General features: G+C 68.1%; 13 protein-coding genes. 9 read left to right on the forward strand and 4 right to left on the reverse strand.

Going from position 1 to position 16,635, the window contains the following annotated elements; all coding sequences use genetic code 11:
- Positions 1-123: 123 nt before the first annotated feature.
- The 6 genes from AC07OX_RS00820 (at position 124) to AC07OX_RS00845 (ending at position 4,907) form a co-directional block, all read left to right on the forward strand.
- Complete coding sequence (locus AC07OX_RS00820; protein ID WP_369647719.1) at positions 124-1,215, forward strand: AraC family transcriptional regulator; 1,092 nt, start codon at positions 124-126, stop codon at positions 1,213-1,215.
- A gap of 74 nt (positions 1,216-1,289) precedes the next feature.
- Positions 1,290-2,771 (forward strand): protein adenylyltransferase SelO, encoded by a 1,482-nt coding sequence (locus tag AC07OX_RS00825; protein ID WP_495262484.1) that lies wholly within the window; start codon positions 1,290-1,292, stop codon positions 2,769-2,771.
- Positions 2,768-3,181, forward strand: a complete 414-nt coding sequence (gene msrB / locus AC07OX_RS00830) for a peptide-methionine (R)-S-oxide reductase MsrB (RefSeq protein ID WP_070060682.1) — start codon at positions 2,768-2,770, stop codon at positions 3,179-3,181. Before AC07OX_RS00825 ends, msrB begins: the two co-directional genes overlap by 4 nt.
- Positions 3,178-3,717, forward strand: a complete 540-nt coding sequence (locus tag AC07OX_RS00835) for a septation protein A (protein ID WP_062471286.1) — start codon at positions 3,178-3,180, stop codon at positions 3,715-3,717. The genes msrB and AC07OX_RS00835 overlap by 4 nt, the downstream gene beginning before the upstream one ends.
- Positions 3,714-3,992, forward strand: coding sequence for a BolA family protein (locus AC07OX_RS00840; protein ID WP_056580792.1), 279 nt, complete (start codon positions 3,714-3,716; stop codon positions 3,990-3,992). Before AC07OX_RS00835 ends, AC07OX_RS00840 begins: the two co-directional genes overlap by 4 nt.
- Before the next feature lie 129 nt (positions 3,993-4,121).
- Positions 4,122-4,907, forward strand: a complete 786-nt coding sequence (locus AC07OX_RS00845) for a peptidylprolyl isomerase (protein WP_062471282.1) — start codon at positions 4,122-4,124, stop codon at positions 4,905-4,907.
- A gap of 47 nt (positions 4,908-4,954) precedes the next feature.
- Here the strand turns inward: AC07OX_RS00845 and AC07OX_RS00850 are convergent, their stop codons facing one another.
- From AC07OX_RS00850 to AC07OX_RS00860, 3 genes are read right to left on the reverse strand one after another with little or no spacing between them, the layout of a single operon-like run.
- Entirely contained in the window at positions 4,955-5,941 is a 987-nt protein-coding gene (locus AC07OX_RS00850) for a Bug family tripartite tricarboxylate transporter substrate binding protein (protein WP_495262485.1), read from the reverse strand.
- Between the two features lie 37 nt (positions 5,942-5,978).
- Entirely contained in the window at positions 5,979-7,337 is a 1,359-nt protein-coding gene (locus AC07OX_RS00855; protein ID WP_495262486.1) for an amidase, read from the reverse strand.
- Between the two features lie 16 nt (positions 7,338-7,353).
- Positions 7,354-8,040, reverse strand: a complete 687-nt coding sequence (locus AC07OX_RS00860) for a DUF2848 domain-containing protein (RefSeq protein ID WP_495262487.1) — start codon at positions 8,038-8,040, stop codon at positions 7,354-7,356.
- A 123-nt stretch (positions 8,041-8,163) separates the two neighbouring features.
- On the opposite strand from AC07OX_RS00860, the gene AC07OX_RS00865 reads away from it, so the two are divergent.
- A complete protein-coding gene (locus AC07OX_RS00865) occupies positions 8,164-8,847 on the forward strand; it encodes a GntR family transcriptional regulator (RefSeq protein ID WP_095745340.1) in 684 nt (227 codons plus the stop codon).
- A 111-nt stretch (positions 8,848-8,958) separates the two neighbouring features.
- Here the strand turns inward: AC07OX_RS00865 and purL are convergent, their stop codons facing one another.
- Positions 8,959-12,927, reverse strand: coding sequence for a phosphoribosylformylglycinamidine synthase (gene purL / locus AC07OX_RS00870; RefSeq protein WP_495262488.1), 3,969 nt, complete (start codon positions 12,925-12,927; stop codon positions 8,959-8,961).
- A 238-nt stretch (positions 12,928-13,165) separates the two neighbouring features.
- Here purL and map point away from each other — a divergent pair, with 238 nt between their 5' ends.
- On the forward strand, positions 13,166-13,990 hold the full coding sequence (gene map / locus AC07OX_RS00875) for a type I methionyl aminopeptidase (RefSeq protein ID WP_062471267.1): 825 nt from the start codon (positions 13,166-13,168) through the stop codon (positions 13,988-13,990).
- A gap of 22 nt (positions 13,991-14,012) precedes the next feature.
- Positions 14,013-16,622 carry a [protein-PII] uridylyltransferase gene (locus AC07OX_RS00880; protein ID WP_159276945.1) on the forward strand — a complete coding sequence of 870 codons (2,610 nt, stop codon included), beginning with the start codon at positions 14,013-14,015 and terminating at the stop codon, positions 16,620-16,622.
- Positions 16,623-16,635 lie beyond the last annotated feature (13 nt).

The raw sequence follows: 16,635 nt of genomic DNA on the forward strand, positions 1-16,635 counted from the left end.
GAATTCCTGGCTTGGCGCGCGGCACCCATACTCCGGGCCGCCGTGCACTGGAAAAATTCTAGGAACCGGCCCCGTTTTCACCGCTATCGCAAGCGAGCCAATCGAATGACTTCAGAAGCCTCCCTGCCGCGCCATTCGCGCCGGCCGTCGCGCCGCCCCGGCTGTCCGCAGCCTGAGCTGCGCACCAGCTCGGCCGCATGGCTGGAGGGGGTGCTGTCGATGTTCGAGGCCGAGGGGCTGAACGTGCCCGCGCTGCTGCGCGATGCCGGCTTCGACCCCGACTCGCTGCACCGCCAGAACGCGCGCATCCCGGTCGACGAGATCTCCGTGCTGTGGCAGGTGGCCGTGGCGCACGCCGGGCGGCCCACGCTGGGCCTGGACCGCGACCTGGCCGCCACGCACAGCAAGCTGGGCACCGTGGGCCACGCCATGGCCTGCAGCCCCACCCTGGGCGCGGCGCTCACGCGGCTCACGCGCTACATGGCCGTGATCTCCGACGCCACCGCGTTCTCGCTGCAGTCCGACGCGCGCGGCTGCTGGATGGTCATGGAGCACACCGGCGGCAGCCTGCCGATCCCGCGCCAGCGCGTCGAGTACGCCCTGCTGACCGTGCTCATGCAGTGCCAGTGGCTCACGCGGCGCGAGCTGCAGCCGCTGGCCATGGAGTTCGTCTACCCGCCGCCGGCCAACGACCGGCTGCACCGCGAGGCCTTCGGCTGCGAGATCCGCTTCAACGCGCCCGCCAACCGCGTGCTGCTGTCGTCGGCCGACATGACCATGCCGCTGCCCACCCACCACCCGGCGCTGGGCGAGATGCAGGAGCACCTGCTCGACGACCAGCTCAACCTGCTGGGCCAGACCACCACCGCCAGCCTGGTGTGCGCCGAGATCGCGCGCCGGCTGCAGCACGGCGAGCCGCGCCGCCAGGACGTGGCCTCGGGCCTGGGGCTGGCCGACCGCACGCTGCAGCGCCGCCTGCAGGAGGAGTCCGTGTCGTTCCAGGCACTGCTCGACCGCACCCGCCGCGAACTCGCCAAGCAGTACCTGGCCGAACAGCGCCACACGCTCGCGGACGTGGCCGACCGGCTGGGCTTCGTGGACGTCAGCAACTTCTTTCGCGCCTGCAAGCGCTGGTTCGGCCTGCCGCCGGCCCAGTACCGCGCCAGCCTCGCGCTCGACGGCGCCGGGGCGCTGCGCGGCGCGCTGCTGAACTGACCGGCGGGCATCCACCCCACGCGCCCGATGGCCTCAACGGCCTGGGGTTTCGCGCGCTGCCGGACAATCCGGGCATGAGCTTGTTAGCCGAAGACACCCCGGTCGCCGACCTGGGCCTGCGCTGGAAGCCCGGCTTCTCGACGCTGGGCCCCGCTTTTTTCACCGAACTGCGCCCCACGCCGCTGCCCGACCCGTACTGGGTCGGTCACAGCGACGCCGTGGCGCGCGAGCTGGGCCTGCCGCCCGGCTGGCGCGACTCGGACACCACACTCGCCGCGCTCACCGGCAGCCTGCCGGTCGCCGGCACGCGGCCTTTCGCCACGGTCTACAGCGGCCACCAGTTCGGCGTCTGGGCCGGGCAGCTGGGCGACGGGCGCGCGATCCTGCTCGGCGAGACCGAGGGCGGGCTCGAGGTGCAGCTCAAGGGCGCGGGGCGCACGCCCTACTCGCGCGGCGGCGACGGCCGCGCCGTGCTGCGCTCGAGCATCCGCGAGTTCCTATGCAGCGAGGCCATGCATGGCCTGGGCATTCCGACCACGCGCGCGCTGTGCGTGACGGGCTCGGACGCCCGCGTGCGCCGCGAAGAGCTGGAAAGCGCTGCCGTGGTCACCCGCGTGGCGCCGAGCTTCATCCGCTTCGGCCACTTCGAGCACTTCGCCGCCAACCAGCGCGAAGACGAGCTGCGCGCGCTGGCCGACTACGTCATCGACCGCTACTACCCCGAGTGCCGCGCCACCGCGCGCTTCAACGGCAACGCCTATGCCGCCTTCCTCGAGGCCGTGAGCGAGCGCACCGCCGCCCTGCTCGCCCAGTGGCAGGCCGTGGGCTTCTGCCACGGGGTGATGAACACCGACAACATGAGCATCCTCGGGCTCACCATCGACTACGGCCCGTTCCAGTTCCTCGACGGCTTCGACCCGCGCCACATCTGCAACCACAGCGACACCCAGGGCCGCTATGCCTTCAACCAGCAGCCCAACGTCGCCTACTGGAACCTGTTCTGCCTGGCGCAGGCGCTGCTGCCGCTCATCGGCGACCAGGAAATCGCCGTGGCCGCGCTGGAGTCGTACAAGACCGTGTTCCCCAACGCCTTCGAAGACCGCATGCGCGCCAAGCTGGGCCTCACAGCACCCGCCGAGGGCGACCGCGCGCTGATCGAGGGCGTGCTCAAGCTGATGGCGGCCGAGAAGGTCGACCACACCATCTTCTGGCGCCGCCTGTCGAATCACATGGCCGACGGCAACGTCGAGCCGGTGCGCGACCTGTTCCTCGACCGGGCCGGCTTCGATGCCTGGATGCTCTCTTTTTCGGAGCGCCATGCACAATCGCAGCGCGCCGAAGCGGCAAAATTGATGCTGCAGTCGAACCCCAAGTTCGTGCTGCGGAACCACCTGGGCCAGCAGGCCATCGAAGCCAGTCAGCAAAAGGACCACGCGGGTGTGGCAACCTTGCTGACGCTGCTCCAAACCCCATGTGAAGAACACCCCGGTGCCGACGAATACGCCGGCTTCCCGCCCGACTGGGCCTCCACGATCGAAATCAGCTGCTCCTCATGACCACGCCCGTACAGAAAACCGACGCCGAATGGAAAGCCCTGCTCGCTGAGAAGGGTGCCGAACCCGCCGCCTTCGAGGTGACGCGCCACGCCGCCACCGAACGCCCCTTCACCGGCAAGTACGAAGCCCACTGGGACGACGGCACCTACCACTGCATCTGCTGCGGCGCCAAGCTGTTCGAAGCGGCCACCAAGTTCGACGCCGGCTGCGGCTGGCCCAGCTTCTCCGAAGAAGCCGTGCCCGGCGCCATCCGCAACATCGTCGACCGCTCGCACGGCATGGTGCGCACCGAGAACGTGTGCGCCAATTGCGGCGCCCACCTGGGCCACGTGTTCCCCGACGGCCCCACCGAAACCGGCCTGCGCTACTGCATGAACTCGGCGTCGCTCGACTTCCAGAAGAAGAAATGAAACTGCTCCTCGACTTCTTTCCGATCCTGCTGTTCTTCGGCGCCTACAAGTTCGCCGACATCTACACCGCCACCGGCGTGCTGATGGCCGCCACCGTGGTGCAGATGGCCGTCATCTACGCCATGGAACGCAAGCTGCAGGCGATGCAGAAGGCCACGCTGGTGCTGATCCTCTTGTTCGGCACGCTCACGCTGGTGCTGCACGACGACCGCTTCATCAAGTGGAAGCCGACGGTGCTGTACGGCGCCATGGCCGTCGCGCTGGCGGTGGCGCTGTGGGCGCTGAAGAAGAACTTCCTGAAGATGCTGCTGGGCGCACAGCTCGAGCTGCCCGAGCGCATCTGGGGCCGGCTCAATGTGGCGTGGATCGGTTATTGCCTCTTCATGGCGCTCATCAACGGCTACGTGGCGGCGTACTTCACGACCGAGGCCTGGGTCAACTTCAAGCTCTGGGGCTATGTGTTCCCGATCGTCTTCCTGGTGGCGCAGGGCCTGTACATCGCGCCGCACCTCAAGGAAGACAAGCCGACCGCATGACGACCACCACCATCCCCCTGCCCACCGTGGCCGCGCTCGAGGCGGCGCTGCGCGCCTCGCTTTCGCCCACGCAGCTCGAAGTGATCGACGAAAGCGCCGCCCACGCGGGCCATGCGGGCGCCAACGCCGAGGGTTACGGCACGCATTTCCGGGTGCGCATCGCCTCCCCGCTGTTCGACGGAAAGCCCCGCGTGGCGCGGCATCGGCTTGTGTATGATGCCCTCCAAGTTTTTATCGCACAGGGTCTGCACGCCATCGCCATCGAGGTGCTCTGAGTCGTCCAATCGGTTGCTTGCCGCGTTCGCCGCGGCCGCCCACCCTCTCCTTCTTTTCTCCTGATTCCTGCTTTCTTTCCCGCGCCTTTTCCTACACGCGCATTTCCTCTCCAGCCTGATATTCATTTCATGAAAAAACACATCTTGCAGGCCGTTGCGGCCGCAGCGCTGATCGGTGCACTCCCCCTGTCGGCCCTGGCGCAGAACGCAGCCATCGTGAACGGCAAGCCGGTGCCCAAGGCCCGCATGGACGTCCTGGCCCAGCAGCTGGCTGCCGCCGGCCGCCCGGTGACGCCCGAGATGCAAAGCCAGCTGCGCGAGGAAATCGTGGCGCGCGAAGTGTTCATGCAGGAAGCGCAAAAGCAAGGCCTGGACGCCACCGAGGACTACAAGAACCAGCTCGAACTCGCCCGCCAGGCCATCCTGATCCGCGCGCTGTTCGAGAACTACCGCAAGACCAACGCGGTGTCCGACGCCGACGTGAAGGCCGAGTACGACAAGTTCGTGGCAGCCAACGGCGGCAAGGAATTCAAGGCCCGCCACATCCTGGTCGAGACCGAAGACCAGGCCAAGAAGATCATGGCCGACCTGAAGAAGGGCGCCAAGTTCGAAGACATCGCCAAGAAGCAGAGCAAGGACCCGGGTTCGGGCGCCAACGGCGGCGACCTCGACTGGGCCAACCCCGCCAGCTTCGTGCCCGAGTTCTCGGAAGCGATGATCAAGCTCAAGAAGGGCGAGACCACCCCTGCCCCGGTCAAGACCCAGTTCGGCTACCACATCATCCGCGTCGACGACATCCGCCAGGCCCAACTGCCGAAGCTGGAAGAAGTGAAGCCGCAGATCACGCAGCAGCTGCAACAGCAGCGCCTGCAGAAGTACCAGGAAGACCTGCGCGCGAAGGCCAAGGTCGAGTAAGCCTCAAGCCATCGCCCAGTAAAAAGCCCCGCAATCGCGGGGCTTTTTTATTGCGGCGTGATGTTGAAGTCTTTGACGAACCGGGCGTAGTCGTTCGACTCCTTGCGCACGAAACTTGTGAAGTCCGCCGTCGAGCCGCCGATGACCTCGAGGCTGAGGTCGGTGAACTGCTTTTGCGTGTCGGCGTTCTTGAGCAGCGCCTGCACCTGCTCGTTGAGCTTGGCGATGACCGGTGCCGGCGTTCCGGCCGGCGCCACCAGCCCAACCCAGCCCATGAAGCGGTAGCCCGGCACGCCGGACTCGGCCACCGTCGGCACGTCGGGCAAGGTCGAAACGCGCTTGTCGCCCGTGACCGCCAGCGCCTTCAGCTTGCCGCTCTTGGCGTAGGGCACGGCGGTCGGCGAGGTTTCGAACATCATGTCGATCTGCCCACCGACGAGGTCGGACAGCGCGGGCGCCCCGCCCTTGTAGGCCACGTTGAGCAGATCGGTGCCGGTCATCTGCATGAAGCGGCGCGCGGCCACGTCCTGCGGGCCGCCCACGCCCGAGGTGCCGACACTGAGCTTGCCGGGGTTGGCCTTCGCATAGGCCACCAGCTCGCCGACGTTCTTGAACGTCCACTTGGGATTCATGATGAGCACGTTGGGCTGGTCGGCCACGCGGATCACGGGCGCCAGGTCCTTGATCGGGTCGTAGGCCAGCTTGGCGAACATGTGCCCGTTGGAAGCCAGGCCGGTGTGCACCATCAACAGCGTGTAGCCGTCCTTCGGGGCCTTGGCGACATAGTCCATGCCGATGTTGCCGCTGGCGCCCGGGCGGTTGTCCACCAGCACGGGCTGGCCCAGCGCCGTCGAGAGCTTCTGGCCGACCAGGCGTGCCGTCATGTCGATGCTGCCGCCCGGTGGGAACGGCACGACCATGCGGATCGGCTTGGAGGGGTAGGCCTCCTGCGCGTGGGCGACGGGGACGATGCACGCCAGGCCGGCGGCAAGGCACGCGAACGAGGCGAGCGGGAAACGGAAGCGCTGGGTCATGAGGTTCTCCGGAGTTTCTTGAGGGTGGGCAGACGGGTCAATCGGCAGTGGCGCGCAGGGTGCGTTCGATGTCGGCGGCCCACGCGAGCAGCGCGGCGTCGCGCATCGGCAGGCCAGCAAGGCTCAGGCCCACGGGCGCTTCGCCGGCCGCGTGGCAGGGCAAGGAGATGGCGCAGCCGTCCATGAAGTTGACGATGGCGGGGTTGCGCAGCATCGCGGCGTTGACGGCGACGTACTGCGCCTCGTCGGCTTCGAGCGCCTCGATGCGCGGCGCCACCAGCGGCACGGTCGGCATGAGCCAGCCATCGAATTCGCCCAGGCGCGCGGCCACGCGAAGTTGCCAGTCGGCCCGCTGTGCTTGCAGCGCGAGGTAGGCGCGCGCCGTGAAGTCCTTGCCGCGCAGGATGCGGCTGAGCACGCGCGGGTCGTAGCCGCTGCCGCTGCGTTCGATCAGCTCGGCATGCCACGCCCATGACTCGGCGGCGCTGAAGCCGCCTGCGGCGTTGATGGCCGCGAGCTCGTCGAACTCGGGCACCGCCAGCTCGACCAGCTGCGCGCCGGCGGCCGAGAGGCGCTGCAGCGCGCGTTGGAAGGTTGCCGCGACGTGCGCGTCCATGCCGTCCTGCACCAAGGTGCTCGGCACCGCGAAGCGCGCCTGTCGCAGGCGCTGCGTGCGGGGCGCCTCGGACACGCCGGACAGCACCGCATCCATGGCCGCGCAGCCGGCCACGTCGAGCGCCATCACGCCGACCGCATCGAGGCTGTGCGACAGCGGCACGAGCCCGGTGCCGGGCATGCGGCGCGCCGTCGGCTTGAAGCCGGTGATGCCGCACAGCGCCGCCGGAATGCGCGCCGAGCCGCCCGTGTCGCTGCCGACGCTTGCGACGCACATGCCATCGGCCACCGCCACGGCCGCGCCCGAGGATGAACCGCCGGGAATGCGCCGCTCGCCGCGCTGCCACGGATTGGCCGGCGTCCCGTAGTGCGGGTTGAGGCCGAGGCCGGAGTACGCGAACTCGGTCATGTTGGTCTTGCCGACCAGCACCGCGCCCGCCGCCAGCAGGCGCCGCACGGCCTCGGCATCGTGCGCGGCGGGCGGTGCGTCGCGCAGCACGACGGAGCCGGCGGTCGTCGTTTCGCCGGCCACGTCGAACAGGTCCTTGACCGAGACCGGCAGGCCTTCGAGCGGCGAGCGCACGACGCCGGCTTCACGCAAGCTGTCGGAGGCGTGCGCCAGGTGCTGGGCGCGGTCTGTGAGCACGCGCGTGAAGGTGCGCGTGCCTTCACCGGAAGGATCGGCAATGCGTTGCAGCGCCGATGCTGTCAGCGCGACGGAGGTAATCCGGCCCGCGGCCAGGTCGGCGCGGGCGACTTCGAGGGAGATCGCGACGGACATGTGCGGTCCTCGTGCGTCAGGCGACGATGGGCAACGAGACCGCGCGGTACTCGTGCGCGATGCGGCGGCCCGTGTGTTCGTCCACCAGCTCCATGCGAAAACGCGCCGCCGGGCGGATGCCGCCGATGGCGCCGACCGTGCCGCAGGTCATTGCGAAGCCGTCGGCCGGTTCGCCGTCGGCCGCGGCGCAGCGCGCCAGCAGATCGGCCGGCGGACGCAGCGCGGCCAGCGTGCCTTCCTGGTAGAGGCGCCATTCACCGCCCTCCTCGATCCACGAACGCAGCACCAGCGTGTCCCAGCGCTCCTGCACGTCGGCCAGCCGCCAGGCGCTGCGCGCCACGGGCTTCACGCAGATCTGCTTGGACAGCGCCACGCTGTGGGCTTCCAGCGCGCGGTCGGTGTGGTCCGAGCCGATCGAGACGAAGAATTCGCCCCCGTGCAGGAACAGCAGCGGCTCGACCTCGCCCGAGGTGTCGGCCCCCACCACCTGCACGACGTCGGCCTGGCTCAGCTGCTGGGTGGCCACCCGGTAGAACAGCGGCACGGTGCTGGGCGCGGGCACGCCCAGCTCGGCGAGTTCCTCGATGTGGTGCTCGATGGCGGCGGTGTCGCGCCCGGTCCAGCCGGCGATCACGAGGTGCCGGGCCTCGAAACTCAGCGTTTGCGGGGTATTCCCCTCGGGAAGTTCGAAAGACAGTTTCATGGGTGGCAGCTCGATTGAAGTTTCAGTGAAATTTCACAACGATATTACAGTGAGTCCACAGAAACTTCAAAGGGATTTCCCGCAGGTACCATCGGGGAACTCCACCATGACCCTCCCGCCCCGATGAACGCAGCCACGCCCGCCCGCAAAGCCCCCGTCCGGCGGCCCGAAGCAGCCATCTCCCTCAACGAAACCGCCTACCTGCGCCTGAAGGAAGCCCTGGTGACCCTGGCCTACAAGCCCGGGGAGTACCTCAACACCGCCCAGGTCATGGAGCGGCTGGGCGTGGGCCGCACGCCGGTGAACCAGGCGCTGCACCGTCTGTCGGCCGAGGGCCTGGTCCGCATCATTCCGCGCAAGGGCGCGATGGCTTCGCCGCTGTCGATCAACGACGCGCTGGAGCTCATCGAGGTCCGGCTGGTGAACGAGGTGCTGTGCATGCGCCTGGCCGCGGCGGCCATCACCGAGGCCGAGCTGGCCGAGCTGCAGGCCATCGCCGAGCAGTTCGAAGCCGCGGCGCAGCGGCGCGATGCGATGTCGGTGATGAACCTGGACCGCCTCTTCCACGAAAAGATCGCGGCGGCGGCGCGCAACGCGATGCTGCAGGACATCCTGAGCGTGCTGCACGCGCGCTCGCAGCGCTTCTGGGCGATTTCACTGGCCGCCGAGGGGCATCTTGCCGAGGTGATCGAAGAGCACCGCACCATCGTCGCCACGCTGCAGCGGCATGACGCCGATGCGGCGGCCGAAGCGGCGAAGACGCATGTGCTGTCGTTCAAGGCGTCAATGCTGAACAGCCAGCGCTGATTGCTGGCGCCTCCGGCGCATCCCCCATGAAAAATGCCCTCCAGGCCAAAGCCTGGAGGGCATTTCTTGTTGACTGAGGTCAAGCCGCCTGCAGGGCCTGACGATGTCCGATCAACCCACCCACTTGCGCGCGTTACGCCAGATCTGCATCCACGGGCTCAGGTCGCTCTTGTCGCCCGAGGTCCAGCTCATCTGGATGTTGCGGAACACGCGCTCCGGGTGCGGCATCACGGCGGTGAAGCGGCCGTCCGGCGTGGTGACCGAAGTCAGGCCGCCCGCGCTGCCGTTCGGGTTGAACGGGTACTGCTCGGTCGGCTGGCCGTGGTTGTCCACGAAGCGCATCGCTCCGATGGCCTTGGCGGCGTCGCCGCGGTGCTTGAAGTTGGCATAGCCCTCGCCGTGCGCCACCGCGATCGGCAGGCGGCTGCCGGCCATGCCCGCAAAGAAGATGCTGGGCGACTCGAGCACCTCGACCATCGACAGGCGCGCCTCGAAACGCTCGCTCTGGTTGGTGGTGAAGCGCGGCCAGGCCTCGGCGCCCGGGATGATGTCGGCCAGCTCGGCAAACATCTGGCAGCCGTTGCACACGCCCAGGCCGAAAGTGTCGGCGCGACCGAAGAAGGTCTTGAACTGCTCGGCCAGCTTCGGGTTGAAGGTGATGCTGCGCGCCCAGCCGATGCCCGCGCCCAACGTGTCGCCGTAGCTGAAGCCGCCGCAGGCGACCACGCCCTTGAACGCGGCCAGGTCCGCCCTGCCCGTCTGCAGGTCGGTCATATGCACGTCGAAGGCCTCGAAGCCGGCTTCGGTGAAGGAGTAAGCCATCTCGACGTGCGAGTTGACGCCCTGCTCGCGCAGGATCGCGACCTTGGGGCGCGACTGCAGGATGGCCGGCGCCACCGGCGTGTTCGGAAGGAACACATGCATGCCCGGGTCGTTCGCCACGCCGGCCGCGGCGTGCTCGGCATCGGCGCAGGCCGGGTTGTCGCGCTCGCGGGCGATCTTCCAGCTGACCGAATCCCACACCTGGTGCAGGTCGTGCAGGCTGGCGCTGAACACCGACTTGGCATCGCGCCAGACTTCGAGCTTGCCCTTGCCGGCGTCCATGGCCGAGCTGGCCGGGCGCGTCTTGCCGACGAAGTGGCTGTGCGTGCTCAGGCCGTGGGCGCGCAGCACCTGCATGACGTCGTTGCGCTCGGCGGTGCGCACCTGCAGCACCATGCCCAGCTCTTCGTTGAACAGCGCCTTGAGCGTGAGTTCTTCGCGGCGCGCGCTGACCTGCTGCGCCCAGTTCTTGGCGTCGCCGGTTTCCATGCGGCTGTCGGAAATGCCGTCGCCTTCGGTGACGAGCATGTCGACATTCAGCGCCACGCCGACGTGGCCGGCAAAGGCCATTTCGCAGGCAGTGGCGAACAGGCCGCCGTCGCTGCGGTCGTGCATCGCGAGGATCTTGCCGTCCGCGCGCAGCGCGTTCACGGCGTTGACCAGCGCGACCAGTTGCGCCGGGTCGTCGAGGTCGGGCACGGTGTCGCCGCTCTGGCCGAGCGTCTGCGACAGGATGCTGCCGGCCATGCGGTGCTGGCCACGGCCGAGGTCGATCAGCACGAGCGTGGTGTCGTCTTCGGTCGCGTCGAGCTGCGGCGTGAGCGTGCCGCGCACGTCGGCCAGCGAGGCGAAGGCGGTGACGATCAGGCTCACGGGCGAGGTGACCTTCTTGGCTTCGCCGTTGTCCTTCCACTGCGTGCGCATCGACAGCGAATCCTTGCCGACCGGAATCGACACGCCCAGCGCCGGGCACAGTTCCAGGCCCACGGCCTTCACGGTTTCGTACAACGCGGCGTCTTCGCCGGGCTCGCCGCAGGCGGCCATCCAGTTGGCGGACAGCTTGACGCGCGAGAGTTCGATCGGCGCGGCCAGCAGGTTGGTGATGGCCTCGGCCACGGCCATGCGGCCCGAGGCCGGCGCGTCGAGCGCGGCCAGCGGCGTGCGCTCGCCCATGCTCATGGCTTCGCCGGCGAAGCCCTTGTAGTCGGCCAGCGTCACGGCGCAGTCGGCCACGGGCATCTGCCACGGACCGACCATCTGGTCGCGGTGCGTCAGGCCGCCCACGCTGCGGTCGCCGATGGTGATGAGGAAGCGCTTGGAGGCCACGGTCGGGTGCGCGAGCACGTCGATGGCGGCCTTCTGCAGGTCGACGCCCGTGAGGTCGAGCGGCTTGAAGCTGCGGGCGACGGTCTTCACGTCGCGGTGCATCTTGGGCGGCTTGCCCAGCAGCACGTCCATGGGCATGTCGACGGGCTGCACCGCCGCGCCTTCGTCGGCCACCAGCAGCTGGCGCTCTTCGGTCGCCACGCCGACCACCGAGAACGGGCAGCGCTCGCGCTCGCAGAAGGCCTTGAACTGCTCGAGCGACTCCGGCGCGATGGCCAGCACGTAGCGCTCCTGGCTTTCGTTGCACCAGATTTCCTTGGGCGCCATGCCCGACTCTTCGAGCGGCACGGCGCGCAGGTCGAAACGTGCGCCACGGCCGGCGTCATTGGTCAGCTCGGGGAAGGCATTGCTCAGGCCGCCCGCGCCCACGTCGTGGATCGCCAGGATCGGGTTGGCCGCGCCCTGCTGCCAGCAGTGGTTGATGACCTCTTGCGCACGGCGTTCGATTTCGGGGTTGCCGCGCTGCACCGAGTCGAAGTCGAGCTCGGCCGCATTCGCGCCGGTGGCCATCGAGCTGGCGGCGCTGCCGCCCATGCCGATGCGCATGCCGGGGCCGCCGAGCTGGATCAGCAGCGAACCGGCCGGGAACAGGATCTTCTTGGTCTGCGTGGCGTCGATGCTGCCCAGGCCGCCCGCGATCATGATGGGCTTGTGGTACCCGCGCTGCACGGTGTCGAGGTCGCTCGCCACCGCCTGCTCGTACTCGCGGAAGTAGCCCAGCAGGTTGGGACGGCCGAATTCGTTGTTGAACGCGGCGCCGCCCAGCGGGCCCTCGGTCATGATCTGCAGCGGGCTGGCGATGTGCTCGGGCTTGCCGTAGTGGCCCTCTTCCGGCCAGAGCTTGGAGACGGTGAAGCCGGTCAGGCCGGCCTTGGGCTTGGAGCCGCGGCCGGTGGCGCCTTCGTCGCGGATTTCGCCGCCCGCGCCGGTCGATGCGCCGGGGAACGGGGAAATGGCCGTCGGGTGGTTGTGCGTCTCGACCTTCATCAGCACATGGCTCAGGGCGCTATCTTTTTGATAGCTTTGCGAGCCATTCGCCGGAATGAAGCGCTCGATGGTCGCGCCTTCCATGACCGAAGCGTTGTCCGCATAGGCGATCACCGTGTGCTGCGGGTTCTGCTTCTCGGTGTGGCGGATCATCGAGAACAGGCTCAGCGGCTGGGCCACGCCGTCGATGGTGAAGTTGGCGTTGAAGATCTTGTGGCGGCAGTGCTCGCTGTTGGCCTGCGCGAACATCATGAGTTCGACGTCGCTGGGGTTGCGGCCCAGGCGGGTGAAGGCTTCGACGAGGTAATCGATTTCGTCTTCCGCCAGCGCCAGGCCGAAGCCGGTATTGGCTGCCACCAGGGCGTCGCGCCCGCCCGTTTGCACATCGACCTGCGCCATCGGCTGGGCCGGCAGTTCGCTGAACAGGCTGGCCGCCTGCTCGACGGTGGCCAGCACCGATTCGGTCATGCGGTCGTGCAGCGGGCCGGCCACGGCGGCCAGGGCGTCGCCCTCGAGCACGGGGGCCTTGCCGATCAGCGGCGCCTTGAGCTTCAGGTGGTACTGGGTGACGCGCTCCACGCGGCGCAGCGCCAGGCCGCAGTTGTGGGCGATGTCGGTGGCCTTGGAGGCCCAGGGCGACACGGTGCCCAGGCGGGGCGTGACGACCACCGAGGCGCTCGCCTTGGCCGTCGGGGCCTCGAAGGGCTCGCCGTAGGTCAGCAGCGCGGCAAAGCGCTCGCGGTCGGCGTCGCCCAGCGACGCATCGGTGACCACCAGGTGCACGAAACGGGCCGAAATGCCCTCGATGCGCGGCTCGATGGCCTGCAGCTTCGGCAGCAATTGCCGTGCACGGAAGTCGCTGAGTGCGCTGCCGCCCTCGAACATGGTTACGACAGGAAGGGCTTGAGGTGCGGGCTGCGTCACGGTCGATGGAGGGCCTCGGGGGCCGCGTTGGGAATCAAGGAATCGAGGCGGAGGCCGCTGACTGGGGTCATCCGCGTTAACCCGGAATTTTAGGCCATCGCCGGGCCGCCCCAAGATGGCCGCCCCCCTCGGGGGCAACGGAACACGAAGTGCTCCGTGTTGGGGGCAGGTTCATTTGCCGAATGGGATAATTCGGGGCATGAGCATTACCTACAAAGACGCCGCAGGCATCGAAGCCATGCGGGTCGCCTGCCGCCTCGGGTCCGAGGTGCTGGACTACCTCACGCCCTTCATCAAGCCCGGCATCACGACCAATGACGTGGACCGCCTGGCCGCCGAGTACATGGTCAAGCAGGGCACCACCTCGGCCACGGTGGGCTACATGGGCGCCAGCAGCGTGCCGTTCCCGAAGTCACTGTGCACCTCGGTGAACCACGTGGTGTGCCACGGCATCCCCAATGACAAGCCCCTGAAGAAGGGCGACATCATGAACGTCGACGTCACCGTCATCAAGGACGGCTGGTTCGGCGACAACAGCCGCATGTTCGTGATCGGCGACGCCTCCATTGCCGCCAAGCGCCTGTGCAACGTCACCTTCGAAGCCATGTGGCACGGCATCCTGCAGGTGCGCCCCGGCGCCCACCTGGGCGACGTGGGCCATGCGATCCAGAAATTCGCCGAGGGCCAGGGCTTCTCGATCGTGCGCGAGTTCTGCGGCCACGGCGTGGGCCAACGCTTCCACGAAGAGCCCCAGGTGCTGCATTACGGCCGCCCGGGCACCATGGAAGAGCTCAAGCCCGGCATGATCTTCACGATCGAGCCGATGATCAACGCCGGCAAGCGCGACGTGAAGGAAGACTTCAAGGGCGGCCAGTACGACGGCTGGACCATCGTCACGCGCGACCATTCGCTGTCGGCCCAGTGGGAGCACACGGTGCTCGTCACCGAAACCGGCTACGAGGTGCTGACGCTCTCCGAAGGCAGCCCGCCGCTGCCGGCCTTCGTCACCTCCACCAAAACCTGACGCGCCCCAGCGCGCCCCCGCCGTGATCGAAGCAGCCAAGATCGACGTGGCGACGCTGCGCGAAGCCTATCGCGCGAAAAAGCTCGCCCTTTTCGACACCCTGCGCTTCGCACGCGCGCCCACCCGCAGCGTCCACACGGTGCTGCGCCAGCTCTCGGCGCTGGCCGACCAGACGCTCACTGCGCTGTGGAACGAAGCCGGCTTCGGCGACGCCTTCGCGCTGGCCGCGGTGGGCGGCTACGGACGCGGCGAGCTGTTTCCGTACTCCGACGTCGACGTGCTGCTGCTGCTGCCGCCCGAAGGCCAGGACAGCGGCGTCGAGCCGGCCCGCATCGAGGCCTTCATCGGCCAGTGCTGGGACGCCGGCCTCGAGATCGGCTCCAGCGTGCGCACGCTCGAGGAGTGCCTGGACGAGGCCGCCAAGGACATCACGGTCCAGACCTCGCTGCTCGAATCGCGCCTGATCACGGGCGACAAGAAGCTCTTCGCGGCCTTTCGCCGCCGCTTCACCCAGGCCATCGACCCGCAGGCCTTCTTCGTGGCCAAGTCGCAGGAAATGCGGCACCGCCACCAGAAGTTCGACAACACGCCCTACGCGCTCGAACCCAACTGCAAGGAATCGCCCGGCGGCCTGCGCGACCTGCAGACCATCCTGTGGATGAGCAAGGCCGCCGGCTTCGGCAGCCGCTGGGACGACCTGGCCAAGAACGGCCTGGCCACGCCCTTCGAGGCGCAGCAGATCAAGCGCAACGAGGCCCTGCTCTCGCTCATTCGCGCCCGCCTGCACGTGATCGCCAACCGGCGCGAAGACCGGCTGGTGTTCGACTTGCAGACCGCCGTGGCCGCGAGCTTCGGCTACGAGAGCGAGTCGCAGCGCAAGTCGAGCGAGGCGCTGATGCGCCGCTACTACTGGGCGGCCAAGGCGGTGTCGCAGCTCAACCAGATCCTGCTGCTCAATATTTCCGAGCGGCTGCAGCCTATCGACGAGCAGCCCACGACGATCAACGAGCGCTTCTACGAGCGCGCCGGCCTGATCGAGATCGCCAGCGACGACCTGTACGAGCGCGAGCCGCACGCGGTGCTCGAGACCTTCCTGCTGTACCAGAAGACCATCGGCGTGAAGGGCCTGTCGGCGCGCACGCTGCGCGCGCTGTACAACGCGCGCCATGTCATGGACAGCAAGTTCCGCAACGACCCGGTCAATCACGTGACCTTCATGCGGATCCTGCAGCAGCCCTACGGCATCACGCATGCCTTCCGGCTCATGAACCAGACCTCGGTGCTGGGGCGCTACCTGCGCGTGTTCCGCAGCATCGTGGGGCAGATGCAGCACGACCTGTTCCACGTGTACACGGTCGACCAGCACATCCTGATGGTGCTGCGCAACGTGCGCCGCTTCTTCATCGCCGAGCATGCGCACGAGTACCCTGGCTGCTCGCAGCTCGCGGCCGGCTGGGACAAGCCCTGGATCCTCTACGTCGCCGCCCTCTTTCACGACATCGCCAAGGGCCGCGGCGGCGACCACTCCACGCTCGGCGCGCGCGACGTGCAGCGCTTCTGCAAGCAGCACGGCATCGCGCGCGAAGACGCCAAGCTGATCGAATTTCTCGTGGCCGAGCACCTGGTGATGAGCCAGGTCGCGCAGAAGCAGGACCTGGGCGACCCCGAGGTCATCGGCGCTTTTGCCAAGCGCGTGGGCAACGAGCGCTACCTCACGGCGCTGTACCTGCTGACGGTGGCCGACATCCGCGGCACCTCGCCGCGCGTGTGGAATGCCTGGAAGGGCAAGCTGCTCGAAGACCTGTACCGCTTCACCCTGCGCGCCCTGGGCGGACGCATGCCCGACCCGGACGCCGAGGTCGAGGCCCGCAAGCGCGAGGCGCTGGTGCTGCTGGCCCTGCACGCCCAGCGCTTCGAGGCGCACAAGGCGCTGTGGGACACGCTCGACGTCGGCTACTTCATGCGCCACGACGCCACCGAGATCGCCTGGCACGCCAAGCAGCTCTCGCGCTTCGTGCCGCCCAAGAACGTGCCTATCGATCCGAAGGCGCTGCCCATCGTGCGCGCGCACCTGTCGCCGGTGGGCGAAGGGCTGCAGGTGGTGGTCTACACGCCCGACCAGTCCGACCTGTTCGCGCGCATCTGCGGCTACTTCGACCAGGCGTCGTTCAGCATTCTTGACGCCAAGGTCCACACCACGAGCAACGGCTATGCGCTCGACACCTTCCAGGTGGTGACGACCTTCCAGCCCGACCACTACCGCGACCTGATCAGCATGGTCGAAACCGGCCTGGCGCAAACGCTCACCGAGGCCGGCGCCCTGCCCGCGCCGAGCATGGGGCGCGTGTCACGCCGGGTGCGCAGCTTTCCGATCAAGCCACGCATCAGCCTCGTGCCCGACGACAAGGCGCAGCGCTGGCTGCTCAGCATCTCGGCCAGCGACCGTGCGGGCCTGTTGTATTCGGTGGCGCGCGTGCTCGCGCGGCATCACCTGAACCTGCAGCTGGCGAAGGTGACGACCCTGGGCGAACGGGTGGAAGACACCTTCCTGATCAGCGGGCCGGAGCTGCAGGGCCAGAAGACGCAGCTGGCCATCGAGACCGACCTGATGGAGGCGCTGGCCTCCCAGTGAGGCCGCGGACTTG

This window comes from Variovorax sp. GW821-FHT09D07, from assembly GCF_059416345.1.